The 26,644-nt window shown below is 46.3% G+C and carries 24 protein-coding genes; 8 read left to right on the top strand and 16 right to left on the bottom strand.

Features of this window, described 5'->3' with window-relative positions; genetic code table 11:
- Positions 1 to 30: 30 nt before the first annotated feature.
- Positions 31 to 438 carry an OsmC family protein gene (locus ACM64D_RS01085; RefSeq protein ID WP_415061330.1) on the top strand — a complete coding sequence of 136 codons (408 nt, stop codon included), beginning with the start codon at positions 31 to 33 and terminating at the stop codon, positions 436 to 438.
- On the opposite strand, the gene pbpC is transcribed toward ACM64D_RS01085, so the two are convergent.
- From pbpC to ACM64D_RS01070, 3 genes are read right to left on the bottom strand one after another with little or no spacing between them, the layout of a single operon-like run.
- A complete protein-coding gene (gene pbpC / locus ACM64D_RS01080) occupies positions 439 to 2,460 on the bottom strand; it encodes a penicillin-binding protein 1C (protein ID WP_415061329.1) in 2,022 nt (673 codons plus the stop codon).
- Entirely contained in the window at positions 2,460 to 7,913 is a 5,454-nt protein-coding gene (locus ACM64D_RS01075) for an alpha-2-macroglobulin family protein (protein WP_415061328.1), read from the bottom strand. The genes pbpC and ACM64D_RS01075 overlap by 1 nt, the downstream gene beginning before the upstream one ends.
- A gap of 59 nt (positions 7,914 to 7,972) precedes the next feature.
- A complete protein-coding gene (locus ACM64D_RS01070; RefSeq protein ID WP_415061327.1) occupies positions 7,973 to 8,422 on the bottom strand; it encodes a Dps family protein in 450 nt (149 codons plus the stop codon).
- A 102-nt stretch (positions 8,423 to 8,524) separates the two neighbouring features.
- Between ACM64D_RS01070 and ACM64D_RS01065 the strand changes: the two genes are divergently transcribed.
- The gene (locus ACM64D_RS01065; RefSeq protein WP_415061326.1) at positions 8,525 to 8,647 is read left to right on the top strand and encodes a hypothetical protein; all 123 of its coding nucleotides are present in this window, start codon (positions 8,525 to 8,527) and stop codon (positions 8,645 to 8,647) included.
- A gap of 64 nt (positions 8,648 to 8,711) precedes the next feature.
- Complete coding sequence (locus ACM64D_RS01060; RefSeq protein ID WP_415061325.1) at positions 8,712 to 9,272, top strand: superoxide dismutase family protein; 561 nt, start codon at positions 8,712 to 8,714, stop codon at positions 9,270 to 9,272.
- 18 nt (positions 9,273 to 9,290) lie between these two features.
- On the opposite strand, the gene ACM64D_RS01055 is transcribed toward ACM64D_RS01060, so the two are convergent.
- Genes ACM64D_RS01055 through ACM64D_RS01045 form a run of 3 tightly spaced genes read right to left on the bottom strand, consistent with a single transcriptional unit; the run spans position 9,291 to position 11,553 of the window.
- On the bottom strand, positions 9,291 to 10,271 hold the full coding sequence (locus ACM64D_RS01055) for a fumarylacetoacetate hydrolase family protein (RefSeq protein ID WP_415061324.1): 981 nt from the start codon (positions 10,269 to 10,271) through the stop codon (positions 9,291 to 9,293).
- A gap of 9 nt (positions 10,272 to 10,280) precedes the next feature.
- Positions 10,281 to 10,823 (bottom strand): outer membrane beta-barrel protein, encoded by a 543-nt coding sequence (locus tag ACM64D_RS01050; protein WP_415061323.1) that lies wholly within the window; start codon positions 10,821 to 10,823, stop codon positions 10,281 to 10,283.
- Between the two features lie 58 nt (positions 10,824 to 10,881).
- The gene (locus ACM64D_RS01045; protein WP_415061322.1) at positions 10,882 to 11,553 is read right to left on the bottom strand and encodes a hypothetical protein; all 672 of its coding nucleotides are present in this window, start codon (positions 11,551 to 11,553) and stop codon (positions 10,882 to 10,884) included.
- A 100-nt stretch (positions 11,554 to 11,653) separates the two neighbouring features.
- Between ACM64D_RS01045 and maiA the strand changes: the two genes are divergently transcribed.
- The gene (gene maiA, locus ACM64D_RS01040) at positions 11,654 to 12,310 is read left to right on the top strand and encodes a maleylacetoacetate isomerase (RefSeq protein WP_415061321.1); all 657 of its coding nucleotides are present in this window, start codon (positions 11,654 to 11,656) and stop codon (positions 12,308 to 12,310) included.
- 23 nt (positions 12,311 to 12,333) lie between these two features.
- On the opposite strand, the gene ACM64D_RS01035 is transcribed toward maiA, so the two are convergent.
- From ACM64D_RS01035 to fabG, 10 genes are all read right to left on the bottom strand, one after another.
- Complete coding sequence (locus ACM64D_RS01035) at positions 12,334 to 13,212, bottom strand: protoheme IX farnesyltransferase (protein ID WP_415061320.1); 879 nt, start codon at positions 13,210 to 13,212, stop codon at positions 12,334 to 12,336.
- Between the two features lie 4 nt (positions 13,213 to 13,216).
- A complete protein-coding gene (locus tag ACM64D_RS01030; protein WP_415061319.1) occupies positions 13,217 to 13,555 on the bottom strand; it encodes a cytochrome C oxidase subunit IV family protein in 339 nt (112 codons plus the stop codon).
- A 5-nt stretch (positions 13,556 to 13,560) separates the two neighbouring features.
- Entirely contained in the window at positions 13,561 to 14,229 is a 669-nt protein-coding gene (locus ACM64D_RS01025; RefSeq protein ID WP_415061318.1) for a cytochrome c oxidase subunit 3 family protein, read from the bottom strand.
- Positions 14,216 to 15,826: a cytochrome c oxidase subunit I gene (ctaD, locus tag ACM64D_RS01020; protein ID WP_415061317.1), complete on the bottom strand. Its 1,611-nt coding sequence runs from the start codon at positions 15,824 to 15,826 to the stop codon at positions 14,216 to 14,218. The genes ACM64D_RS01025 and ctaD overlap by 14 nt, the downstream gene beginning before the upstream one ends.
- A gap of 12 nt (positions 15,827 to 15,838) precedes the next feature.
- Positions 15,839 to 16,795: a cytochrome c oxidase subunit II gene (gene coxB, locus ACM64D_RS01015; protein ID WP_415061316.1), complete on the bottom strand. Its 957-nt coding sequence runs from the start codon at positions 16,793 to 16,795 to the stop codon at positions 15,839 to 15,841.
- A 6-nt stretch (positions 16,796 to 16,801) separates the two neighbouring features.
- Positions 16,802 to 17,680: an SCO family protein gene (locus ACM64D_RS01010; RefSeq protein ID WP_415061315.1), complete on the bottom strand. Its 879-nt coding sequence runs from the start codon at positions 17,678 to 17,680 to the stop codon at positions 16,802 to 16,804.
- 14 nt (positions 17,681 to 17,694) lie between these two features.
- Entirely contained in the window at positions 17,695 to 18,231 is a 537-nt protein-coding gene (locus ACM64D_RS01005; RefSeq protein ID WP_415061314.1) for a c-type cytochrome, read from the bottom strand.
- 148 nt (positions 18,232 to 18,379) lie between these two features.
- Positions 18,380 to 19,156, bottom strand: a complete 777-nt coding sequence (locus ACM64D_RS01000; protein ID WP_415061313.1) for an alpha/beta fold hydrolase — start codon at positions 19,154 to 19,156, stop codon at positions 18,380 to 18,382.
- Positions 19,153 to 20,154 (bottom strand): alpha/beta fold hydrolase, encoded by a 1,002-nt coding sequence (locus ACM64D_RS00995; protein WP_415061312.1) that lies wholly within the window; start codon positions 20,152 to 20,154, stop codon positions 19,153 to 19,155. The genes ACM64D_RS01000 and ACM64D_RS00995 overlap by 4 nt, the downstream gene beginning before the upstream one ends.
- Positions 20,155 to 20,184: 30 nt before the next feature.
- On the bottom strand, positions 20,185 to 20,934 hold the full coding sequence (gene fabG / locus ACM64D_RS00990) for a 3-oxoacyl-ACP reductase FabG (protein ID WP_415061311.1): 750 nt from the start codon (positions 20,932 to 20,934) through the stop codon (positions 20,185 to 20,187).
- Between the two features lie 173 nt (positions 20,935 to 21,107).
- On the opposite strand from fabG, the gene ACM64D_RS00985 reads away from it, so the two are divergent.
- From ACM64D_RS00985 to ACM64D_RS00970, 4 genes are all read left to right on the top strand, one after another.
- Positions 21,108 to 22,112, top strand: a complete 1,005-nt coding sequence (locus tag ACM64D_RS00985; protein ID WP_415061310.1) for a ketoacyl-ACP synthase III — start codon at positions 21,108 to 21,110, stop codon at positions 22,110 to 22,112.
- A 20-nt stretch (positions 22,113 to 22,132) separates the two neighbouring features.
- A complete protein-coding gene (locus tag ACM64D_RS00980; protein ID WP_415061309.1) occupies positions 22,133 to 23,626 on the top strand; it encodes an acyl-CoA synthetase in 1,494 nt (497 codons plus the stop codon).
- A gap of 89 nt (positions 23,627 to 23,715) precedes the next feature.
- Positions 23,716 to 24,231 (top strand): hypothetical protein, encoded by a 516-nt coding sequence (locus ACM64D_RS00975; protein WP_415061308.1) that lies wholly within the window; start codon positions 23,716 to 23,718, stop codon positions 24,229 to 24,231.
- 202 nt (positions 24,232 to 24,433) lie between these two features.
- Positions 24,434 to 26,641 carry a phospholipase D-like domain-containing protein gene (locus ACM64D_RS00970; protein ID WP_415061307.1) on the top strand — a complete coding sequence of 736 codons (2,208 nt, stop codon included), beginning with the start codon at positions 24,434 to 24,436 and terminating at the stop codon, positions 26,639 to 26,641.
- Positions 26,642 to 26,644: the final 3 nt, after the last annotated feature.

Raw genomic sequence — 26,644 nt, 5'->3', positions numbered from 1 at the left:
GAGGCCATGGTATGACAGTAGGAGCTGTCCATGGTCAAAATGTCTGCCCTCTATCAAGGCGAAAAACACTGCGAAATCACTCATGGGCCCTCAGGGGCTCACATTGCTACAGATGCGCCCAAAGATAACAATGGCAAAGGGGAACTCTTTTCCCCCACCGATCTTGTCGGCGCGGCAACCGGAAGCTGTATGTTGACCGTGATGGCTATTGCCGCAGAAAAAGACGGCGTTCAACTTAAAGGCTCTCGAGTGACGGTTGAAAAGGAAATGACCATAAATCCTCGCCGCATCAGCAAGCTCACCGTGGTTTTGCACCTTCCTCAGAATGTCCCTCACGACTATCGCAAAAAGATTGAGGGAATTGCTCTGACTTGCCCGGTGAAATTAAGTCTTCATCCGGACATTCAAATGCCCATCGTTTTCCACTACGATATTTAATTACTTTACCAACACCTGGATGCTCTTCATCAGCTTGTCTTCTTGATAAAGCTCAAAAGTATGGCGCCCCAAAGTGGGCGTCCACAAATACGGGCCTTGCACAGCAATCTTCTTTTTTTTATCAATCTGCCACGACCAACCTGAAGATCTGGGAACTTCGACAAGTAAAGGCATTCTTTGATGTTCCTCGGGGATCGCCGGGTCCAAGGCTAAAATCATTCCATCTTGAGGATACAACACCCGTGCTTGGGGATATGTCTCTGGGGTCGCCTCCCCCGGCGACGAGGCCAACAGATCGCGAGCGGGCATTTTCACAGGAAACCGCTCCTGCAATCTCTCCATCACCTTCTTCCAAATCGGAGCCGCCCCGGTTATCCCCATAACATTCCACATTGGTTCGCCAGAGAAATTTCCAACCCAAACACCCACAGTAAACTTTTCGTTAAATCCAACGCACCAATTGTCGCGCATGTCTTTGCTGGTGCCCGTCTTCACCGAAGTTCCGCTTAAAGACAATGACGAATCCAAACCAAAACCCAAAGATCGATTCTGCCCTTCGGATAAAATTTGCGCCACTTCCTGCGCGCTCTGTTCACTGAAAACCTGTCGAAACTGTGGTGGCGATGCCTCCTCCTGAAAACGGAGAGCTGAATACTTTCCATTCAAAGCCAACGCCCGATAGCCTTGGGTTAGGTCTTCTAAAGTCACATCTGCTACACCCAATGCCAAAGCGGGGCCGTAGTAGTCAGGATCTCGCAAATTTTGAAAATTCAATTCTTTAAGTTTACCCCAGAACGAATCATCGTTCAGAAGCTTAAACACCTTCACCGCCGGCACATTTAAAGACGAGGCTAAGGCCGTTTTTACCGGAATCCATCCATAAAACTGACGATCATGATTCTGAGGTTTATAAACACCTCGATCAAAAACGATATCAACGGCCGAATCTTCAATCCACGAATTGGCATGCAATATGTTTTTCTCAAACGCCGTCGCATACAAAAAAGGTTTGAGCGTCGAACCGGCTTGTCGAAATGCTTGAACACCATCAACATAACGATTCTTCTCTTGAGAGGTTCCCGTCACATAAGCCCAGACCTCGCCGGTTTGATTCTCTATTACCAACACGGCTGCCTCATGAACATTCTGAGACTCAAGACTGCGAATCTGAGATTGCACCAGCTCTTGAGTATAAATCTGCAAACTCCGATCAAGACTCGTTCGCAGAGAGCCCGTCAATCCCGTCTTGCTCAGTCTCTGTGCTAAATGCAAAGCCCTTTGATCTATCAGAGGGTTCAATCTTTTGTTTACAAGCTCCTTTGATGACACTTTGAAGTCTTCACAAAAGGACGGTTCCTGCCAACAGGCTCGCTCACTCCACTCTTGTCTATTTGCATTCGGTGAACGAATAAGAACCGCCAGAAGAGTCGACTCTTTCAAGGTCAAACCAGAGGGCATCTTATCAAACAAAGACCATGAGGCGCTGGCCAGTCCCAGATGCTCTCCGCGAAAGGGTGCTAAATTGAAATATGCCTCTAAGATTTGCGACTTCGTCCAACTTGACTCCAAACGAGATACCGCAAGAATCTGCCGAAGCTTTCCCACCCAACCTTGATAGAGCACCTTGTCCTCATGCAGAAGCTTCAAAAGCTGCATCGACAAAGTACTGCCGCCTCGGGGGGAATCCCTGAAAAATCTTTGATAGACGCTAGCTCCTAAAGCTGAGACATCCACTCCCGCATGATTAAAGAAATTTTTATCCTCTGATTTAAGGAGGGCTTCAATGAATGCGGGAGACACCTCGCGCAGACTCACCCAAGAAAAAGATCGTTCGTGACTATTTTGTCGCCACTGATGAAGCGGTTTCCCCTCGCGATCCAAGAGAAACAGTTCTGACGTTCTATAAGATCTTTGCGTCTGCTCATAAGAGGGCACCTCTGGAAGGGAACCGTGCAAATAGCCTCCGGCGAACCCTCCCCAAGCAACAAAACATGCCAGCGCAAGACTTGTCTTTCTTATCATTAAAAAACCGTCCATTTGCTTTCGGGCAGTTCACCAAAAAGATCGGGACTGTACATCGCTTCAACGCGGGAAACTGGTAAAACATAAGTTCCAGCCTGATTAAAACGAATTGTATACTCGACCACCTCTTCACCGCGAAACCAAGAGTAATAAAACCGAATCAGTTCTTCTTTTCTTTCCACGGCCGTCGACCAGCTGCTTTGTAGAACGCTGGCCCCGACAGGAATAGGATCTTCAATGGCAACCCAGGCCTGCGGAGCCGCGGTTTTAATTTTTAGTTGCACTTTCGCTACGTCTCCCACACTCCAAACGCCCGCTTTCTTTTGTTCGACAGGAGTCACGGTTTTCTCAATTGAAAATCCGGCAAAGGTTGGTTTTGTAACAGGGACTGAGACCTTCGCCGAAACTGTGATCCACGGCTTTCCCTCACCCTCTTGGCGCCATTTCAACTGACTCTCTGGTGACGACCACGGTAACGCCATGACCGCAGAGGATCCCTTAGCCCAGTCATGTTGCACTGTTTTGGCTCCGAGCTCTGCCACGAAAGTACCTTGTACCTTCTCTTTTTCGTAAGCCTCTTGCACTTTCTTCATGACAATACTGCCCCAAGCGTTGTCCGTCGTTAGATACCATGACCCATTATGTTGCCGCGCTAGAACCCCTTGATACAATCGAGGTGTATCATTTTTCCATTGAGTCTGATTCAGAGTCGCCAGAATTAAACGAAGAATGGCTCCTTCTGAGTCTCTCATCATCCAAGGCATCGTCTCCATCTTTTCATCTTTCAGCTGCAAACGTTTGGCGGAAAAATAGAAGCGACTTCGTAAATGAGTTTCGATCTCGGAAATCTTTTTTTCTCTCTGTGGAATATTTTTTTCCCAAAGATGAATCTGATACCACTCCACCAAAGAGTAGAGCGGCCACTGAGTCCCCTGAAAATCCAATGACGTTAATAAATCGATATTCAAGCGACGATATCTTGAAAGCGTCTCAAAGACGGTCACCTTTTTAAGGGTTTCATCAACCCGACTCACGTCGACTTCTTCTTTAAGTTTACCTTCGGCATAAAGACTTAAAGCCTCAAGCAAACGACTCTCATTTTCTTCCCGGAACTGAAAACCTGCTTCATGGGCGATATTTAGAACGTAGGCGGTGAGATTGACATTGCCCACTGAGTTAGAATTTGGGAAATAGCGAAGCAACCCATTTCCGTCCATGTAAGTGCTCAGTTTTTCTTCCAATCGCAACCACATTTTTTTGTCCTGAAGAGAGATCGCTCTAGAGACAAGCTGCTCAAGACAAGTGTAATCGTAATTTTTCCAGAACTCTTTCATCCCGACCTGAGATCCTCCAAGTCCCGTGCTCAGTTCGAACACCACAGAACTTTTATTGGGTTCCGCGTCCTTTGGCGCTGTCAGCGACAGGCTTTTAAAATCAGGCCAGGAGCCCCATTCGCTTTGATAAACGCGCGCCACGCGCAGAGGTAAAACTGTCTGCACCTTCTTGATCTCGTCCAGAACCTTTCCTTGGTTATTTTTTGCGGTCAGAACATATTCCAAAACATCGACCGAGGGAACTTGAACTCTCCATTGAATCTCTTTGGCCTCTCCAGGATTCAAACGAATCTTCTGATCTTCTTGACCTGCCATTTTTGGATTCATTCTTAAACTCAACTGCACCTCTTGAGTTTGGGCAGAGGCATTTCTGACTGTGAATCCAGCCATAAAAACATCCCCTTCACGAACCACCTTGGAAAGTCCCGGCAAAATCATCAGGTCTTGAGAACTTTGTATCGAAGTCCAACCATTTCCAAATTGATCCGCCCCTTGTTGAGCAATCGCAACGATCCGAAAGCTGGTCGTTGAGTCATTCAAAGGAATCTCCACGCGAGCCTCTCCGCGGCTATCTAAGGTGATGGAAGGATTCCAGTATAAAAGAGTATCAAAAAGTTCCCGACGAAGAGCGCCTCCCCCATCACCTCCGATAGGCAGAGCCTTTAAACCAAAGTGACGCTTACCTATCACCAAGGCTTGAGCCGTCGCCATTTCCACAGTGTGAGGACGAAGTCTCATCATCGCCCTAAGAAGATCCCAGGACTCATTTTCACGAAGCTCCAAAAGACCCTCATCGACAGCCACCAGGGTAACTTCGCCTCGCGCCGCGGGACGACCGAGGGCATCGCTCACACTCACTGTGACGACGGCCCGTTGTCGAGCTTTATATGTTTTGCGATCCGTATTAACTGAGACCTTAAGTGCATTCTCTTTCCAACCGACCTTGAGATTGGCCATTCCCAACTTAAATGCCGGCTTACCTAGATCAACCAAGGCTGTCGGCTTGGGGTCACTGAGGCGACCCCGAATCGCAAAGGCTGAGATGACAACATTGGGTGCGTACTCTTTTTTAATTGGCACCTTGATGACCGGACGGTCTCCCTGAACGTCGACAATTTCTGACGACAGCACCGAGTCCCTCTCGACAGTCACCAGAACTTTCGAGGTTGGGAAGGGAGTTCGCAACTGCAACTCCGCCACATCTCCGGGCTCATAGGCCTTCTTGAAGGGGATCAAATCGGCGCGATCATTGTCTTCAGAACCAAACCACTGACGTTCTCCCGGCTTCACAATCCATTGATTCACGTTTGCATAACTCTCATGACCTTGAGAATCTTTTGTTGAAACCACTGCTAATACGGACCCTGCGATTTTCGACTTACCCATACAGCTAAATAGACCCTGGGCATTGGTTTCACCACGGCACAGTTCACCCACTTTGCGAAACTCTCTAAAATCCTCGTAGGCATAAAAGCCTCCCACCAGGCGCTTTCTGTGAGAGTAGTAGCGGCTGGTATAGAGATCCACCTGAACTTTTTGATTTTTAACCGGGTTCTGATTGAGGTCTAAAGCCACAACCTCAAATTCGACGAGATCTGGGGTGGCCCACCAAGATTTTGATTTGATACCCAGAACAACAGAGGACGGCCACATCGCAAACGAGCGAATAGCCGTCTGAATCTCTCCATTGGGATCTTTGAATTCGACTTCCGTTCTTAACTTCTGCGGACCTGTTCCATATTTTAAGTTTTTAAGGGGAATCTCTGCGCCCCCTTTTTGATCCAACTCAAAGTTTTCCACACCACTTTGAGGAATATAACGAGCCCCTTCATCTTCGCCTGATCTAAAAAGACCCTCCTTGACCGTTCCGTTAGCAAATGAAAAATCTTGCAGCTCCTCATCTTGCGCAAAGAAGCTGCTGGGCTCCACACTCCATCTCATCTTCATCGCAAGACGAGACGCCGGTCCTCCGGCAAAGTAAGTCCCCGAAACTTGAACAGGCACCGTTTTTTCCAAAACATAGGAAGGAGATTGAGAGTTCAAGCGCACTTGAATCAAAGGAACTCGAAAGCTTTCCACAGAAAATCCACCAACGGGAAGAGACAGGGCGGGCTTCTCCTTTTCCAAAACTAAACTCCAATGACCCATTTTAATGGCAGGAGGTAAATTCCACTTAAGCAAAGCGGTCCCTTTTTGTTTGTTCCACTTCAGAGGCACTTTGAAAGACTGCAAACCCGAATCATGAGACAACAGGATATTTGCAGGCCACTCCATCTCGGACGGCAATACCAGGCCCTGACTTTGAGTTTTTCTTAGGATAATTTTTGCCGAAAGAACTTCTTCCGGTTTAAAAAGAGTTCGATCTAGAATCGCATGAGCAATAAGGGGTGAGGCGTAATCTGCTGTCCCAAGTTGATATCGCCACGACTCAATTCCACGATTCCAAGAAGAGTGCGTGAAACTAAAATCCTGGTCTTTTTCAGCAATCGCAAAAAAACCATCATAAAATGAGGACTCACTGCGCGTAGACCATTCATTGAGAGGCTTCTTAAATTGAAAGTGAACCAAACCCTTGTTGTCAGTGACACCTCGAGACACCTCGTTACCTTGAACATCATAAAGTTTTACCTGAGCCTGTGAAACAGTTTGTGCGTTCTTTAATTCTGTCACCCACACCCAGGCTTCCTGGTTGGTGTGTTTCAGATGCACTGCTAAATTTGTAACTAAAGCCGCCGCCCGTACATAATAAGGCGTTTTCCGTGCCAATAAACTTTCCCCCAAAAGAGCGCTTTCCATTTCGACAATGTAGAAACCGGTTTTCTTTAGAGGAATACCCACGACTTCTGTGTCTGACGCCTTCAAAGGTTTTTGCACTTGAATTTTTTGAGATGGAAGCTTCTTCAAAGTCGCAAGCCTTGTCACATCATAAGGACTTCTTTGAACTTCACTCAGACTATTTAGAATCTCTTTAAACTGTGAGGCCTTCCATTGCCCCGTCCATCCTATGAATTGTGTCTGAAGAGTTTTTTCAACTCGTCTTAGGGTGACAGGCAACGCCGCTTCCGGCCCGGCCTCAATAAGTCCAAAGTCCGAGGCAAATTTTAAAAGAGATGGCTGTTCTCCCGTTTTGACAATCAAAGGAAACTGATTCTTATTAGAAAGAGTTCGTCCCTCCTCGTCTTTAAGGTCTGACGGCAGGAACAACTTGAATTCCGCGTTGGGCAAAAAAGGACCCTTAAACTCCAGGTAAGAAATACTGTCTTGAGTCGCCAAATCCTCAAGCCCCGACGGGGCCATTCTCTTTTTGTCTTTGGTTTCTAGATAAATATTTTTTGCGTCTTTTAGAGAAATCGCCGAGGTAAATGAAAGACGCATTCCCAACAATGGCACACAGGGTTTTCCTGGGTCTTCGCGATCGCAGCTAAAGTCAGCCTTAAAGGGTTCAGCCACCGTAAATTCTAACACCTCGTCCACAGGAGAAGAAAACCCCGAAACAGACTGTACTTTCTTTCCCCAAATAAAACTGACGCGAGCCCCGGGAGGCAAAGCTCTTTGCGCCTTGATAACGACAAAGTCCCCCTTAAAGCTTTCTTTCTCATATCGATATTCATCTTCGGCCGCTGTTTTAATTTTCTGAGCCGAACTTCCCTCCAGCACCTCGATCGGGATACGATCCCCCAACCCTTCAACAACAAAATAAGCTCCTTCGAGCAAAGAAGGTATTTTTACCGGGGCATCCAACATCAGCACAAAATTCTGCAAAGGATCGATCGGGCGGTATCGCATGGGAAAGGTTTCTTTGATATGGGGACCACCGGTATTAAAATGGTAACTCTTCCCCATTACCGTCACCGAACACGCACTTCCCCCAGGAAGAGCCTGCTTAAAGTCATAGACCCAATTCTTTGTATCTATCCAACGACCTTGGCCATCTTTAAAACAAGAGCTTTGCGCCGGCGCCTCTAGCTTAATGTCTCCAAAACGAACCATCGGGTGAGAAAACTCAATCCGCACCTGCTCAACAGACTTTACAAACCCTTGAGGCGTTAAGTTTTGTACCTGTACTTTTTCTTGAGCCATGGCCATAGAGAAGAAGAGTGCGCCAAGCATAGTGAACATATCGAAGTCTCCTTGTTTCTCCTTCAGCTTCCCTGGGCATAGACTTCTCTGTCATCTGTTTATGCCCTATGACTACGAATCATCCAGGCGGACTTTTCATGGAACAAAATCAGATCTTCGTAAATAACCATGGCATTCACATCCCCTGCCTTTTCCGCTAGCTCGTGATGTTCCTTCAAACGCGCGGCCATTGATAGATGATCCTTATTAAGAATTTCCACCATCTGATGAGACGAGATCGCATCCGCAGGAGCCTCGTCGATCAGAGATGTCTTTAGAAAGTCGCGAAAGCTCCCCGGGGATTTAACGCCATAGGTGCGGATCGTTTCCGCCACGACATCCACTTTTTCCCCTAGACTCTTGTACTGCGACTCAAATAGATGATGTAAAGAAAAGAACAAAGGCCCTTCGACATTCCAATGGAAATTTTGCGTTTTTAGCATAAGAACATATTCTTCAGACAAAGTTTTAGATAAGGCCTGCACCGTCCTATTCGAGTTCGTATTCATAGCTCCTCCAAAAGATTATATCTATATGTCACTTAGATAATATCTATTGGAGGGGCCCTGGCTACTTGTGAGATAATTGACATAGAAAAGAAGGAGGTAGTTATGACAACTCTAGCTACCCGAGCGCTTCTCGCCCCAAAAATTCGCTTAGGTCGTGTGGTCATTTTGTTTTATCTAACGACCATTATTGTGATTGGACTTCTGGCCTATATTTCCAATCGGTAATGACATCTCATCTTAACAAAGTAAGATGGCTCCTATAGTGTTAAAACATGAAAGGACCTATCTTATGAAAAACATCTTCATCACAAGTATTCTGGCATTGACCTTTATGGCCTGCGCACAATCACCAAAACAAGCTGAAACAACGATTGCTGCAGAGGCGATTGCAACGCCTGTCGCCCCCACAAAGGCCCAAGCCGTCTTGAAAGCTGCCAATGGATCTAAAGTCAAAGGCATCATTCACTTCAGCGAAGATGGTGGAAAAATGAAAATCGAAACCATGGTTGAAGGCCTTAAGCCGGGACCCCATGGCTTTCATTTGCATGAAACAGGAGACTGCTCTAAGGCCGATTTCTCATCGGCGGGCGGACATTTCAACCCTGCCCATAGCACTCACGGCGCCCCTGGGGTCAATGGCCATCATGCCGGCGATTTTGGAAATTTGATGGCTAACAATAAAGGAAAAGCCACAACATCTTTAACTGTTGAAGGGCTGACTATGAAACCTGGTACAGATAGCATTATTGGAAAAGCCGTGATCATCCATCAAGATAAAGACGACTTGAAATCTCAACCTGCCGGAAACTCAGGCCCAAGAATTGCCTGCGGTGTTATTGAAGCACTTTAAGAAAAGAAAGGTGAAGGTTTAAACAGCCTTCACCTTTTGAAAGATTCTTCCAAAAATATTCTGACCCTTATCATCGAGCATCTGAATCTCAATGGTATCGCCAGATTTCATAAAGGGTGTCTTAATCGAACCCGTTTCAATCTGCTCAATCATACGCTTTTCAGCAAGACAGCTTGAACCATTTTCGTGACTCTCATTAGAAACAGTTCCACTTCCAATCACTGTCCCCGCCGCTAAATTTCGCGTTTTTGCCGCGTGAGCAATCAGTTGTCCAAAATGAAAATGCATCGCACTAGCATTGGCTTTTCCAAAAAACTGACCATTGTAGTTCACCTGCAACGGGAAGTGAATGCGACCCTCTTTCCAGCCACTTCCTAATTCATCAGCTGTGACCGCAAATGGTGACAGAGCCGACGCCGGTTTACTTTGGAAAAATCCAAAACCTTGAGCCAATTCCTCAGGAATCAATCCTCGCAAAGAAACGTCATTGATGAGAACGAAAAGACGAATACACTTAAGAGCTTCCTCGGGAGTTACGCCCATCGGTACGAAGTCCGTAATCACCCCGACCTCACCCTCGAAATCGGTTCCGTGTGAGAAATCCCGTTGTGGAATATCTTCCGTTGGCGCCAAGAACTGACCACACTCACCTTGATACATCAAAGGAACGGTTTCCAGAGTCTCTGGCAAAGCGGCCTTACGAGCCATACGCACAAGCTTAATATGGTAGATGAATGCGGAGCCATCCGCAAAAAGCCACGTGCGCGGAAGAGCCGAGTGAAAATCCCCTTCTTTCACAGGAAAAGAATCTGCCACCGATCCCGCATTCAGATCCGCATAGATCTTCTGCAAAGAGGCTTCTTTGTCTTTCCAGTTTTCCAAAGCCTCGCGCAAATTCGCAGAAATATGAGTGGCCTTAACAGCCGTCTTAAGATCTTTACTAATTACACAAAGCTCCCCGTCACGAGAGTGCGGGGATTTTAAAGAACCAAGCTTCACGTCAAATCCTTAGTCGAAAGTAATCAACAGGTTCGCGCCAACAGCACGATAGTCTTTTAGATTTTTTGCCGCCTCACCGCTAGCACTTTCATAGTACAAAGCCACACCCAAGTTAGGAGCAAACTTGAAGCTAGCACCGATAAGAATTGGTAAAAGAGGAGACTTTACATCTGTCACAGTTCCCACATCGGCTGTTTTGTCCAAGTTCATCGCTAAAGAAACTCCGGCAAAAACACCCGCGTATTCTTCGAACTTGTACATCAAGGCCACAGGGATATCGAGATAGTTCATTGTGACTTTATTGTCGGGAGTTCCCTCAACAGTCAAAGGTCTTTGCGTATAAAGCATTCCCGTTCTGAGATGCAAAGGACCGGAAATAGGAAAGTGTGCTGTTGCGCCAAACTGAAGACCCATCTGAGATTTTGTGGATCCGCCCTCAAAATCACCAGACTGCTGACGAATACCGACTTCCAAACCATAATCAATATCTGCCATCGCTGCAGATGACATCATTCCCAAAGCCGCCACCAATGATAGAGCCCACTTTTTCATCGTAAATCCTCCTAATAAACTTCTTAAAAGAAGCCCTGAGATAGTCCCACAATTTGATCTATTTATCAAAACACCATACAGCATTAAGTGCCATCTCGTTTATAGCCCTATTACTGGACACCTCGCTGTGTTCCAACGCTAAATGATGGGGCTCGACTGTGCCACGAGCCGCCAAGGCAATCAGAATCAAGGGGACAAACACTCTTAAGAACACCTCCACTTTGGAGCCCCTCTGCGGAGAATATTCGTCTTTCCAGTCGCCGAACTTCAGGCTTTTTGTCAGCATATAGCCCAAACTGAAAAGCAGAACTGTGATCACACAAAAAATCCACACCTGATTTTTTGGCAAAATCTGAACTTGGTCCATCCATACCTGAGGCGACCACGACATATAGTTTTCAAAGCGCATCCGCGCCCCGTATCGCGCAAAATAAAAGTAGTCCATAAAGGACAACGTGCAGATAAGAAACCAAACTCCAACAAAATAGATTTTATAGGCTGCAAAGATCCACCGCGGCCATCTTTCCGTGAAAGCCTGAATTATCAAAACGAAAAAAAGAGGAATAAAAATAAACCCAAATACCAGCAAATCAAACCGAAAGCCCGCTATGAAGGAGTGCAGAACTTCTATAAAATCCACATCCGGAGTGGCATGAAACACTGACAAAAAATACAGATTCAATCGGAAAAGAGTCATAAAGAAGATCATGGCCAAAGCCAAGACTGCCATTTTGACAAAGACTTTGGACGAAAAACGCAGTGAAAAGATAAATCTATTAGGCACAGAAAAGTCCTTTGACTGAGTAACAAAACCAGACTGAAATTAGTATATGTCCTCACTTACACTTTACAACTATTTTCGCAGCTCCACCTCTTACCGCGCCCGCCTTGCCTTGCACATCAAGGGTCTTGAGTTTGACTACAAACCCATCAGTCTGCTGAAGGGTGAACAACACTCTCCAGAATATCGCAAGATCAATCCTCTGGGAGGCGTGCCCACGCTTGTTCACAACGGAAAGGTAATTCCCGAATCCTTCGCCATCATGGAATACCTTGATGAGGTTTTCCCAAAACCGGCCCTGTTCCCGCAGGACGCATATCTTCGCGCCCGCGTTCGACAGGTTTGTGAAGTCATCAACTCTTTCATGCATCCTCTGGGAAATCTAAAGACGCTTCAGTATCTTGAAAAACATGACGGCTATTCCCAAGAGCGAAAGGAAGCCTGGGTCCAACATTGGGCCGCCCAAGGACTGGAAACCTTGGAGACAACTCTCAAGGAATTTTCAGGAACTTATAGTTTTGGCGATCAGATCACCATGGCCGACCTCTTTCTTATCCCACAACTTCTGACCTGCACACGATTCAATGTCGACATCTCGAAATACCCGACACTGATAAAGATAAATGAGAACTGCCTAAAACTTGAGGCATTCCAAAAGTCTCACCCCTTTAAGCAGATCGACACACCTGAAGAGTTTAGAAAGTAAGAAAGTGGCCCTCGTTGAGGGCCTTAGTTTGAGTGGATGAACAGAAAGTTCCACTTATCGATCACGGGAATCACAATAAACACAAGCATAGAAACATTCAGCCACATAAAGAAGGCCATCCATCTCTCGGTGCCGTTGGATTTATAGTAACGATAGAACTCTTGCATGACTTTAAAAGCAAACGGGAACGTTAAAAGAACAAACATCCAGCTTGCATGAACAAACATCGGGGCTGCTAAGGCCACACCGACATATACAAAAGTATAAAGACCAATTTGAAAAAGCGTCTTTTCCATTCCCAATGCCACAGGCAACGTGGGAATGCCCCCTTTTGCATAGTCTTCTTTATAACGAACTGCCAAAACCCAGAAGTGCGGCATTTGCCATAAAAACATAATCAAAAAGAGATACAAAGACTCTGAATTAAAGATATTGGAATTCGCTGCCGCATAACCGATGGTCACAGGCAAAGCCCCAGGAATGGCCCCGGGAACCGCCGCAAAAACCCAGCGAGGCTTCCAGTACATCGTGTAAGCCACATTATAAAGGAAGATGCAGAAGAGTCCCACCCAACCCGCAACTGGCTCTAAGTTAAATAGCAAATTGAGTCCGACAAAGATAAAACTCACGGATAAAATTCCCGCTGCCGCCGGCTTGATTTTGCCAGAAGCGATCGGACGCTTGGCCGTTCGAGGCATCTTTTGATCCAGCTTCCACTCTTGCACCTGATTCAGTGCTAAAGAGCCCGAGCTGATAAAATAGATGCCCAGCAAGACCTCAAGAAACTCTTTCCAATTAAAAGATTCTTCGACTTGGAAACCAGTGACATAGCCGGCCAGTCCCGCGAGGACCGAGAACACGACTATGCCAAACTTAGTAAGATCTGCAAATGTTCTAAGCACGATCTTATAGAGGACTAACCTCTTTCACACGTGTAAAGATATCTACGACGCTGAAGAGGAAAAGAACGATTAAGAAAAAGAAACCTGTCGAGAAGATCAAACGGTTCATGTTTGTATCGTCTTTCAAGTGCATGAAGTAAAGCAGAACGAATCCCGCTTTGACCATCGCAATCAAGAACGCGATCGGAGCCGCAAAAGCCCCTAACTGAGCGTTGAATTGATGTGCGATCACCGTCAAGAACGTCAAAGCAAACAACGCACCAGCGACCTTAATATAAGTCGCCAGCGGCGTGATATGCGGATGAAGAACATTTGCGTCGTTATGAGAATTATTGCTACCCATTTTTACTACCCCACCAAATAGAGAAGAGGGAACAAGAAGATCCAGATTAAATCCACGATATGCCAGAAAATACCCACACCCTCGACTGGGAGCCAGTATTGAGAGTGGAAGTCACCGCGAATAGTTCTGAACAACAGCCAAGCAATCAAGCCCATACCAATCAACACGTGAATACCGTGAAGACCCGTCATGCAGTAGTAGAATCCAAAGTACATACCAAGGTTGGCATGCTCGGCTCCGACTTTAGCCACATCCAAGAATCTTCCAGGGTAAAGACCCAAGTGGAACTTATGAGTGTACTCGAAGTACTTGATTCCCATGAAGATCGCACCGCAAAGGATGGTCGTTGCCAAAGCAATCGCCGCCTTTTTAGTTTCATTCTTCTGAACAAAGGAAATCGAAATCGCCATCGTGAATGAAGAGAAGATCAGAACAAGAGTATTGATGAATCCCATTTTCCAATCCAAAGTCTTCGCACCTTCGGCGAACATCTCAGGATAGATATGATGGAAAATCGCATAGCCCACCAAGATCGCTCCGAACATGAGGATCTCGGTCACCATGAACAACCAAATACCTTGCTTACCGCTATCGTACTCTTGATTCGCATCTTTAAAGTGATGAGAAACGTGAGCTGAACGGATATTGCCGTGTGTAGTGCTATCTGTACTCATATGGCCCCGCTGTTACAATTGGTTCTACTGCAAAGTTATCGTGAGGAGGAGGAGACGTCGTCGTCCACTCAAGAGTCTTGGAGTTCCAAGGATTCAAAGGTGCTTTTTCGCCCTTTCTGAGACCCTGAACGATCGTATAAAGCGCCAACAAGAAACCTGTCAAAATCAGCCAAGAACCTACTGTTGAAACCTTATTCAAAGTTTCATAAGCCGGGATGTAGTCAAAATAACGACGTGGCATACCCATCGCGCCCAAAATAAACTGAGGGAAGAACGTCACGTTGAAACCGATGAAGATGAACACGAAAGACATACGAGCCACGCCTTCGTTGAACATTTTTCCGAACATCTTCGGGAACCAGTAATAAAGTCCACCCATCAATGCCATCAATGTTCCGCCCACCATCACGTAATGGAAGTGCGCTACCACGAAGTAAGTATCATGGAAGTGAACGTTCACTGGCAATGTCGCAAGCATAATCCCTGTCACACCACCGATCGCGAACAAGAACAAGAATCCCAATGCAAACAACATCGGAGAATCAAAAGTCACAGATCCTTTATAGATCGTCGCCACCCAGTTGAACATCTTGATCGCTGTCGGCACCCCAACCAGCATCGTGATGAAAGAGAAGATGATGCCAGCCACTTCAGATTGGCCCGACACAAACATGTGGTGACCCCATACGAAGAAGGAAACACCCGCAATACCCAACGAAGAGTAGGCAATCGCCGTATAACCAAAGATCACTTTGCGAGAGAACGTCGTGATCAATTCAGACACAACACCCATCGCAGGAATGATCATGATATAAACCGCAGGATGCGAGTAGAACCAGAAGAAATGCTGGAACAAAACTGGATCTCCACCCAAAGCCGGGTCAAAGATTCCCACACCGAAAAGTTTTTCAGCCGCCAACAACAACAATGTGATCGCAAGAACCGGCGTCGCCAGCATTTGCAAAATCGCTGTTGAATAAAGAGCCCACACAAAAAGAGGCATTCTGTGCATAGTCATGCCAGGCGCTCTCAATTTGTGAACTGTTACGATGAAGTTCAATCCCGTCAAAACGGAAGACATCCCCATCACAAAAGCTCCCAAAACCATCAGAACCGTTGCGGTCCCGGTGCGGATTGAGTACGGCGTATAGAAAGTCCAACCTGTGTCGATCTTCTTAAAGAAGAACGTCATGATCGCCAAGATAGCCCCTGCCATAAAGCAGTACCAGCTTGCCAAGTTGATTTTCGGGAAGGCCACGTCTTTGGCTCCGATATGAAGAGGCAAAAAGAAGTTCCCCAAGATCGCCGGAATACCTGGAACGATAACCATGAAAACCATGATCGCTCCGTGATATGTCAATACTTGGTTGTACACGTCGCCATTCTTCAAAACATTCCCGACGTTCGCTGCTGAATTAGGAGCAAAAAGCTCCAAACGAAGCAAGAGGGCCATGACCCCGCCGACGAAGAAGAAGAACAAAACGGTGATCATGTACATGAGACCGATACGCTTATGATCTACGGTTGTTAACCAAGACCACAGGCCTTTTTCATAATTAATGTAGTTGTCACCGTGATGAGCTGATTTTGTAGCCATGAGGTGCGCTCCTTATTTCAATTCCTTGATGTACTCAACAAGTGCGCTGAGTTCATTTTCGTTCAACTGACCCTGGAAGGTAGGCATAACACCTTTAGGGAACCCTTTTACAATGTGCTTATTCGGCTGAAGAATAGATTCGCGAATATAGTTTTCGTCGAATACGATTTTCGAACCATCGTCCATCTCTTCTTCTCTTCCAAATTTTTGGAACAGACTTGGACCTACTTTCGCCGCAGGTGAATCCACCGAGTGGCAAGAAGCACAGGCTTTAACTGCAAAAAGCTTTTCACCTTTTTTAGCAAGAGGCAGGCTGCGCTCTTCTTGTCCTTGCTCCAGATACTTATCAAAATCTTCGCGAGCAACGACCTTCAGTTTGCCGATCATTCCCGAGTGCGATGTCCCGCAATACTCTGTACAGAAAATATGGAAGTCACCCAGCTTATCAGCGCGGAACCACAAAGCGGTGTAACGACCAGGCACCGCATCTTGTTTAATACGGAAAGAGGGAACGTAGAAGGAGTGGATGACGTCATTGGAGGTCAAAAGAAGCTTCACGTCCTGACCGACCGGCACAACAACTTCATTTACAGCTTTAAAGCCGTTCTTGTATTCAACTTCCCACGCCCATTGTTTACCAAGGACATTGATCTCAAGAGCGTCTTTAGGCATCGCTCTCATCTGATGATAGATATACCATCCCCAAGCAAACACCCCGAGGAAGATGACAAGTGGAATAAATGACCACAAGAACTCCAGGAAAGTATTGTGAGAGATATACGCAGTCTTGTCGTTGGGAGTTCTACGTCTGTATTTCCAGACGAAGAAAATCATCCCGCCAATAACAAGGACGCAGGCAATAAAACTTGTAATCAGCAAGAAACCGTACAGATTGTCCACCTGCTTTGCAATCTCGGTTGCTTGCGTTGGCATGAAGGATTGGGCCTTCGCAATATTAAACCACATCATGTACCTTTATCTCCCCGCCTCTTTCTTCTTCGCCTTTCGTGAACGAATCAAAATCGGCAATAACCATAAAACCATCACCAAAACCATTACCGCTCCGCCCATCTTCATCAGATTAAAGGCTGCAAGAGTGTACTTGCTTTGATGTGGGTCATACTTAAAACAATAAAGCACCAAGCTATCTACAATGCTGCCGATCTTTCCTTCGGTCGCCTCGTTTAGCGCTAACTTGATGTCCTTGGGATTAAACAAAATCCCAGGCAAATAACGTGAGATCGTGCCGTCCGGAGTGATAATCACCGCCGCCGAAGCATGGGCCCACTCTTTCTGGGACTCATCCCATTTAAACTTAAATCCTAAAGACTGCGTGATCGCCTGAACTGTCGCTTCATCCGCCGTCAAAAAGTGCCATTCCTTTTCAGCACCTTCGCGACCATAGATTTTCATGTAAGTCTTTTTCTTAGCGGCCGCCAAGTCGGGAGTCTCTTTTGAGTCAAAACTCATAGATAAGATTTTAAACTTCTTACCCACCGTCCACTCGTTCTCCATCAACTTCAAGGCATCCGTCAGGCCGTTCAGATGGAAATTGCAAAGACCCGGGCACGAGAAATACACCGGAGAAATAATCACGGGGTGTTTGCCATCGAAGAAGGAACCCAAAGTCACTTCTTGTCCATTGTCATCTTTCACCTTTAATGAAAGATCGACCTTTCCACCCAATTTTTCGTCAATACCGACACCCTCAAGCTCTTTAGGCTGCTCATTCGCAACCATCGGAGCCGGCTTTCCGTCATAAGCTTGCGTGTTCGCTGAAAAACAAAGAAGAGCGGTCGCTGACAGCGCCACTCCCATTGTTTTCATATTTAAAACAAGCTTTGCAGAAAGCATTCTTAAATCCTTAATTATTGAGCCGTTTTTGCAAACTCAGCAACTTTAGCAGGATCTTCTTTAGATTTATTCTGAGTGATTGAATCAATGTACATCACCAACGCCCAACGATCTGCCGACTTAAAGTGAGCATAAGAGGCCATGGATGAACCTTTGATTCCGTTTTGCAAAACTTTGAAAAGAGAAGTGACGCCTTCCCCTTGAGTCCACTTGCCCTCAACAAGGTTACGAGGCTTAGGATTCAAACCCGCACCCGCAGCACCATCACCCTTACCTTCGGCACCATGACACATGGCGCAGTTGGCTGCGAATGTCTTCTTTCCGTATTCTACAAGCTCAGGTGTAGAAACCCACGGTTCTTTCACTTGAGTGATGTCGAAGGCCGGAGCGGCACCTTCAGCAACTGGGGCATTGGGATCAACCACATTTTCCGCCAAATCCACTCCCTTGTTCACAGCAACAAGATAGAAGAAGAACGCGAAACAGAATGCCATTGTAAAGGCAAACGCGATCAAACCAGCACGATTATACTCATCTCTATTTTCAGACATAGGTTGGCACTCCCTAGGAGACGCAAAATAGTTTTGTCATAAAATTGTAATTTATTATTCGATAACTAACGTAAAACCCATGGGTGGGCAACAAATTAAGCCGTCCCGTATGAGATAGCGAAAAGTGCCGCAAGGCGGCACTGAGAATTTAGAAGAGATAACTACGAACGATATTCACGAATTTTTCTGGCGACTCAACGTTCGCGCAATGCCCCTGACCTTCAATCGTCTGGAACTTTCCGTTTACAAGAAGACCCGCTAAAGCTTGAGAATCGGCCACAGGAAGAAGCTGATCATGCTCACCATGAAGCACCAGAACATCATTTTTCACTTTTGACACTTCATCGCGAACATCAAGCCCATCAAGGGCTTCAAGCACCCAATGCCCAACGGTTTTCACCGAATGGAAGGCGTCTTCAACAACGATTTGCTTAAAGAAATCTGTTTCTGGATTATTATTATGAATCGTAGATCCAATGACGGCTGCGGTGAGGTTCTTGTCCTGCTTCATTTGTTCAAAAGCAGCAATCATGGAGCGATCAAAGGTGATTCCCTTTGCACCGACAGGATCCAAAAGAACTCCCTTTTTGAAAAGGCTTGGCTCTTTTGCCATCATCAAAGCTGCAATTAAACCCCCGGTGGAGTGTCCAACAACATGAACCGGTCCGCGATTCAAAGACTTAATGACGCCGATAAAGTCCTCAGCAAAGGTATGCAAGTTCACTTCACTTGAATCTTTCGGCGCAGAGCTCTTTCCACAACCACGAAACTCCGCATAGATCAATGCGCCTTTGTAGTTCTTCCCGGCTGCATTCTTCTTCCAAATTTCTTCAGAGGGATACCACCAGCGATTGGAAGAGAGATTTCCGTGAATGAAAAAAACGTCCTCGGGGACAAGTCCTTCTTTAACTTCGAAGTTAATCATTCGCGACCCACCTTGATATTTTCATCACCGGCGCGAACTTCTCCACGGTAGGGATAACCCTCGAAATCCTGACCCTTGAAAAGTCTTTTATTGCCAGTGACAATTTCATAAACCCACGCCGCCGTGAAGTTAGGAACAGCTTCAACCATCTTGTGCTCAGAGCCGTTGATATAAAGGCGGCTTGCGCGAGCCTCATTAGGAACCGCATCCCAATACTCATCAAGAACGCTGGTGTTGATGTACTGATCTTGACGAGCAATCATCAAGTGCAATGCGCGAGCTGGAATTGTGTGAGTCAAATCAATCGGACGAGCTTTGCGAATCCCTTGAACCAATCGGTAGGTTGCTTCCAATTTAAATGGATTTTCCAAAACAATGGGCTCTGCCTGAGGGTAAGTCGCATAAACGATCTGGTGAAGATAGTAGTCGTACAGATCATCATCAGACATTTTGTTTAAAGGGAAGATCTGGCGAGTCGCCCAAATCTGCGCCTTAATCCAGTTGTCAGTTCCATCCAAAGGACGCGTGAACGGCGCCATCATGACAAGGTTTTTAATAAGGGATGGATAAGCGGCGGCAAAACCAGCGGCAATGCCGCCACCGTAAGAGAGCCCAACTAAATTATAAGGGCCTTTAACTTTCATTTTCTCTAAAAGAACTTTTAAATCCGCGATCTGATCTTGGTACGGAATCGGAGCCACGATCGGAGCATACTTCAAAAGTGTTTGTCCCTGCCCAAACGGATCGTAACGAAGAACGCCGATACCTTTAGCAATCAATGGTTGAACAAAGTTCTCCCACTGGCGAGTGCTGTAGGTGAGGCCATTGATAAGAACCACCGTTGGCAGGCCACGCTCTGGAGCCACGTAATCAACGTAAAGTTCGCGTTGTGCAGAAACCTGAACAAAGCCCTGGAAATCTTCAGGCTTCGCCAAAGATTCCATAGAAACAAAAAGACCCGAACACGCGATGAATACTGCCAAGATGAGTGATTTCATAAAAGCCTCCGTTTAGGATTGGGGATCGCCCTAGAGGACGATACCACCGTCGACACTCAAAACAGTGCCGTTAATATAGCTTGCCTGTTCGCTTGCCAAGAACAAACATGCGTTTGCAATATCTTCAGTTTCACCAAGGCGAGTCACAGGAACTTTGGCTGCCATACCTTCGAGGACTTCCTTAGGCATTGCCTTTGTCATGGCCGTCATAATGAAGCCAGGAGCAATCGCATTCGATGTAAAGCCCTTGCGGCCCAACTCTTTACCCCAGGTCTTAGACATCCCAATCACACCTGATTTTGCTGCGGCGTAGTTAGTTTGGCCGAAGTTTCCATACAACCCGACGACGGAGGAAATGTTGATAATCCGCTTGTGGTTAGAACCAGGGTTGAATTTCTCTAATAAAGTTTTAGTCACGTTAAAGAGACCGGTGAGGTTTGTGCTAATCACAGCATCCCAGTCTTCCGGCATCATCTTCGCGAAAGACTTATCGCGCGTGATACCCGCGTTATTCACAAGAATATCCACAGCCCACGGCAAAGAGGCCGCCGCCTTCGCGACAGAATCACGATTGGTCACGTCCACTTGTGCGACGTGAACTTGAGCTCCGTACTTTGACAACTCTGTCTTCGCGTTTTGCAATGCTTGCTCAGAGTAATCCCAGATAGAAACATTTCCACCGGCCTCAAGGAAGCTTTGAGTGATTTGAAAACCGATACCAGAAGCGCCTCCGGTAACGACTGCATTTTTATTTTGAAAATTGAAATTAATGTTTTTCATACAGTGGGATTATCGGCGCAGCCCGATGCCGTCAAAGGAAATCGCACTTTTTCGCTCTGTGAATAGAGTTGTTACTCTATATTTCTTTTCTTGCCAAATTGCCAAAAATGCTTTGTAGATGAGCCAAATCGCAGAGGCTTTTTCTGAAAATGGGCCTCAAAGGAAGAAAAACGATGAAAACAAGAGCAGCGACAATCGTCGGAACCGGAATGTACGCGCCAGAGCGTGTAATCTCTAATCAGTACTTTAATGACCTCTACAAGAAAGACATCGGTAAGTTCTTAGTTGAACAAAGAAATATCCATGAACGCCGCTGGATGCGAGAAGACCAACGCACGTCAGATCTGATTATTCCTGCTGCGGAAGAGGCGATGAAAAACGCGGGCATCACCGCGAAAGACCTTGATCTCATCATCGTCTCAACTGATACGCCGGACTATCTTTCCCCCTCCACCGCCTCCGTGGTGGCCTATCGCATGGGTGCTGTGAATGCGGGAACTTATGACATCAACACAGCTTGCGCTGGTTTTGTCGTTGGCTGCGATATCGCTTCAAAATATATCGCCGCAGACAGCAAATACAAAAACGTATTGGTTGTTGGCGCTTATGGAATGAGTAAGTACCTTAATTTTGACGACTACAAGATTGCGTCTCTTTTCGCTGATGGTGCCGGCGCTGTCATCTTGCAGCCTGCTAAAGACACTCAAGGTTTTATCGACAGCCAAATGTTCACAGAAGGCGTTTACCACGACTACATGGGCATCTACGCTGGAGGAACTGCTCAGCCTGTCACTCATGAAGTGATCGAGAACAAGGGGCACCTCTTGGCGTTCCCAAAACGCATTCCCCCTGAAACCAACGGCATTCACTGGCCGCGCCTCACCAACATTTTGCTCGAACGTTTGCAAAAGAAGCCTTTGGACATCAAACATTTCTTCATCACTCAGTTTAACGTTCAAAGCATTTATGAAACGTTGGATAAGCTTGAGCTTCCGCGCGACCGCGCTCACTACATCATGGATCGTTTTGGCTACACAGGATCCGCTTCTATTGGCATGGCGATCGCTGACGCCGCCAAACAGAAGAAAATGAAAAAAGGGGATTTGGTCTTTATGTTGGGCTCTGGCGGTGGTATGAGCATGGCTGCTCTCGCCCTAGAGTGGGGATACGATACATAGGAACTTAACAAGAGGGTATTATGGAACTAGATTGGCTAAAACGCTGGAAACTTTATTCACCTCAAAATATCGCCGTTAAAGATGGCGAAACGGGGCGCGAATTTTCTTATGCAAAACTTTTTAAACTAGCCAATCAAGGAGCCCATTTCCTTCACAACGAGTACGGAGTGCGCAAAGGGGATCGCGTTGCGGTCCTGGCCACCAACGAACTTGAATACGTCTTCTTGTTTTTTGCCTTGCAAAGATTGGGAGCGATTCTTGTTCCCGTGAACTTCCGCCTCACCCAACGGGAAGTGGATCACATCATCACGGACTCATCTCCCAAATTGATTTTATTCCAAGAAGCTTATCGTGGCATTGTTGAGAATCTTCCCGCCTCTTCCAAACCCACCCAGCTTCTTTTCCAAGGCGAAAACAGCTTTGCAAGCCAACTGGAAAATAGCTCTGACGAGGAGTATCCGTTCACGTCCCTTGAAAACGACCCGGTGATGGTGCTTTATACTTCAGGAACCACGGGGGCTCCGAAGGGCGCCATTTTGTCTTACAAAATGCTCTTTTGGAACTCGATCAACACCACATTGCGCCTGAATATTTCTCAGACTGATTGCACCGTCATCTTCTTGCCTTTCTTCCACACGGGGGGATGGAACGTCTTGACGACTCCCTTCATTCATCGTGGAGCCAAGGTTGTTTTCCTTAAGAAGTTCGATGCCGATCAAATCTTGGCCTTGAGCGCACAGGAAAAAGCCACCATTCTTTTTGGCGTGCCGACAACCATGGAAATGATGGCTCGATCTCCTCTGTTTAACGACTCGAATCTTTCAAGCATTCGGTACGCGATTGTTGGTGGCGAGCCGATGCCTTTAGAACTTATTAAGACTTGGGATAAAAAAGGAATTCCGATTCGCCAAGGTTATGGCCTGACTGAATTCGGTCCCAACGTGTTTTCTTTGAACGAAGAAGACGCCATTCGCAAAATTGGCTCCATCGGCTTCCCTAATTTTTACATTGAAGCCAAAGTCGTCGACAATGACGGAAAAGAACTTCCGGACAATGAAGTCGGAGAATTGGTCTTGCGCGGGCCGATGTGCATGAACGGTTATTGGCATAACGACAAAGCCACTCAAGAAACCATCAAAGAAGGATGGCTCTATACGGGAGACCTCGTGCGACGCGATTCCGAGGGCTACTACTATGTCGTCGGTCGAAAAAAAGACATGTTCATTTCAGGCGGAGAAAACGTTTACCCACCGGAAGTGGAGCAGATTCTTCGTGCTCACCCCGGGGTTTTAGAAGCGGCCGTCATCGGTGTCCCCGATGAAAAATGGGGCGAAGTGGGCAAGGCGTTTGTGGTTCGCCATAGCGACACACTGACGGTGGAGGAACTTCAATCTCACTGCCTTCAAAATCTTGCTAAATTCAAAATACCCAAGCATTTTGTGTTCTTAGCCGCCCTCCCCAAAGGCGATAGCGGAAAGATCCTTAAAAGAAAGTTGGCCGAGATCCCTTCTTAGGGACTCAGAAATGCATAACATCATAAGTATTTTGAATTATACATCTCGGCCCCTAAGGTCTATATAGGGGGCCACAGGAGGTCATTTCCATGACTCACAAAATTCTTGGCCTGTTTTTGGCCCTCGCCTTCTCTTTCAGTGCCCAAGCTGACGACCATTTCGTTGGCGCCGGTAAGTTTTATGATTTGATTGAAAGCTACAAAGTAGCGTGCGCAGAAAAATGCACAAAGCCGTTCTATCAAACTGTCATTTACAAAAATGGCAAAAGAAGTGCGCTTCTTTCTCATCGTGATTTACTCGCTTTGCAAAAAGTAGCTGTTGATCAAGCCAATATCTGGATTGATACAATTCTTGAAGGGGACTTTTACTCTGAAGGAAATACTCAACTTGATAGTGTCGTGGGGATTTTTTATTCCAGCACTTTAGTGGCCTATAAGATCACTTACTCTGAACGCGCATGGTATTTGGGGGATTGTGAATATGATGGCGTTAACGAAGGCACTTTGGCGGGCTGCCAAGAAGGGGTCATTCGTGAAAGTGCTTTTGTAAAGCCCGATTTTAAGACTTTCATTCGTGATAACGACGAAATCGCTGATTTCCATTAATACCGAATCCTTGAAAGCGACTTCTTAAGAAAGCCTCTCAAAAACAAGAGAGGCTTTCTTTATTCTTGTATCCCCAGACTTTCATAGCGATCTGCTTCATGCACGAAATGTTCGACGGACGACTCTCTTCAATCTCCGTCTCAATATGAGATCCCCGAATCAAAAAGCTAAATTTTTTTGCCTAGATACCGATTAAAAAATAATGAATTTGTTCGTTATCTGTTTCATATTTTTAATGACCCTCACCTCTTGCACTAACATCCAACGATCGCCAAGCTCAGAGATGTTCGATAGCGATCGCGTGCATCGCATTCAAGAAATTGACCTTGAGCTTTCTAAATTTTGGAATAATGACTGGACGGTTCGTCAGCAGATCTTTCAAAACCCCTCCAGCTCCAACACCCCTCCGGGCCCTTTCGATTTCAATCTTGTGAAAGACCCCCAGACTCGATCCCAAATCGAAATCCTTCTCAGCGAAAGAAAATTTCACGCCAATCAATTATCCTCCAAACTGCAACTTCGAGAATGGTCCGGACTGGGACCCTGGTTCGAAGGCACTTTTCGAAATCGTCTGTTTGCCAAAGAAGAAGTGATGGAGATTAAAAATCTTGAGGATTTTGAACTCAATAAACTGCCCCGAAATCCGTTCCCTTTAGAACATCGCTTTTATGAATCCTACACTCTTAGATTCGACAATCTCCTTCCTGTGGAAAATACCCCCTTGGCCCAGGATCAGGATGAACGACGCCAAAAGTATCTTAAAGCCCGACTGGAGTGCGACGGGGACATTATCTACAAGTCAGGATTTCTTTTCTTCGGGGGCGAACGAACGGGCCAAGTCTATGAATTCAATTGGTACTACAACAACGTCAACGCGCAAAAGGTCCGTGTTCAGTTCACGCCACGAGTAAATCACTGCCAATTCAAATTCTTTGATCCCGAAAAGTCCTCGACATGGACCCATGGATTTGAACTCATAGATCTATCCCGAGTCTCTACAGAGTGGATTAAACTCACCAACCAAATTGATATCTGCGCACGTCCCCAAGGAGACTTTGGCAACAACGTCACAAGCTTTTTCTGGCAACAAGACTATAGCTTCACAACCTGCCCTCAAAGCTTCGACAAGATGGTCAATCTTAGAGACCCCTATATCTCGATGAATCAAAAAGTGCTTTCACTCACGGGCTCTCCCCTTCAAAGGAAGGACTTCAACAGCAAAAATCCCATGGCTCATCTTGATTTCTCCAAGGCTCCTCGCTTTGATATCATCTGGGTGTCTTCACTAAATTTCTCGGCTGATTTTTATGGGATGATCATTGCTCGGGCCCTTCGCTATCACGCCGAACAAGGCACTCAAGTAAGAATCCTTGTTCCCGAAGTCACCATGACAAAAAAAGACAAACAGATTCTAGAATGGCTTCAGGTCGGAATGCCCAACGTGAAAGTTCAATACTACAAATACCGCCTCTCTGATCGTGCCGATGGCGGATGGCTGGATAAGTTTCATCGCGTCAACCATACCAAGTTGATCATCGGCCACTCCTCGTCGAATCCTAAAGCAAACTTTCTTATCACGGGTGGAAGAAATATTCGCGACTCTTATATCTTCAGCGATACCCCCGTCTATAAAGCCTACAAATACCTTAAGAACTACGGCGCAGGCGAAGAGGATTATATCTATTATGATGATTTCGAAGTGGAGTTGAGAGGATATTCATTCGTTAAGTCAGTCCTTTCCCAAATGTTGTCGTTCTGGACCCGAGATCCTGAAACTCAACGCTTCCGTTCTACCAATGTTAACATCACCCGCGAGGCCGACTCGGATCAGATCGCCCGCCTTCGCGCTTTACCAAGTCAGACGCCTCTGGTCCGACATATTATGTCTTTACCCTATTTCGACGGATATCAGTTGGAGCGATTCTATATTGATATGTTCGATTCCGCCCAATCGGAGTTGTTGTTAACGACTCCTTACTTTCGCCCCTCGGTCGCAATCAGCGCCGCCCTTGATAGGGCCGTTCAGCGAGGAGTGAAAGTCAAGGTGATGACTCGTATTCATTTGGCCGGAGATGGTACACCACAGATCGCCGAGGACGTGAACAAAGAAGGCATCAATCGCCATCTTCAAAATGTCGAAATTTACGAGTGGACGAATGACAAATCCATCATGCACGCCAAAATTCTGGTGATTGACAGAAAGCTAAGTTTTATCAGCAGTGTGAACCTAAATAGAAGAAGTTTTATTCACGACACAGAAAGTGGAGCATTGATTCTTCACGAACCCACGGCCGAAGAACTGCGCAACGAAGTGATGAATTTTCTGAAACAAGGTCGACGAATCACTCAGCGAGAACGCATTTCATGGATTAATAGCACCTTGATTGATTGGGGAGATTCTTACTTCTAACTC

Source organism: Bdellovibrio sp., assembly GCF_047637665.1.
Classification (GTDB): Bacteria; Bdellovibrionota; Bdellovibrionia; order Bdellovibrionales; family Bdellovibrionaceae; genus Bdellovibrio.
The sequence above is the reverse complement of the archived record's forward strand: the minus strand, read 5'-3'. Positions and strand labels throughout refer to the sequence as shown.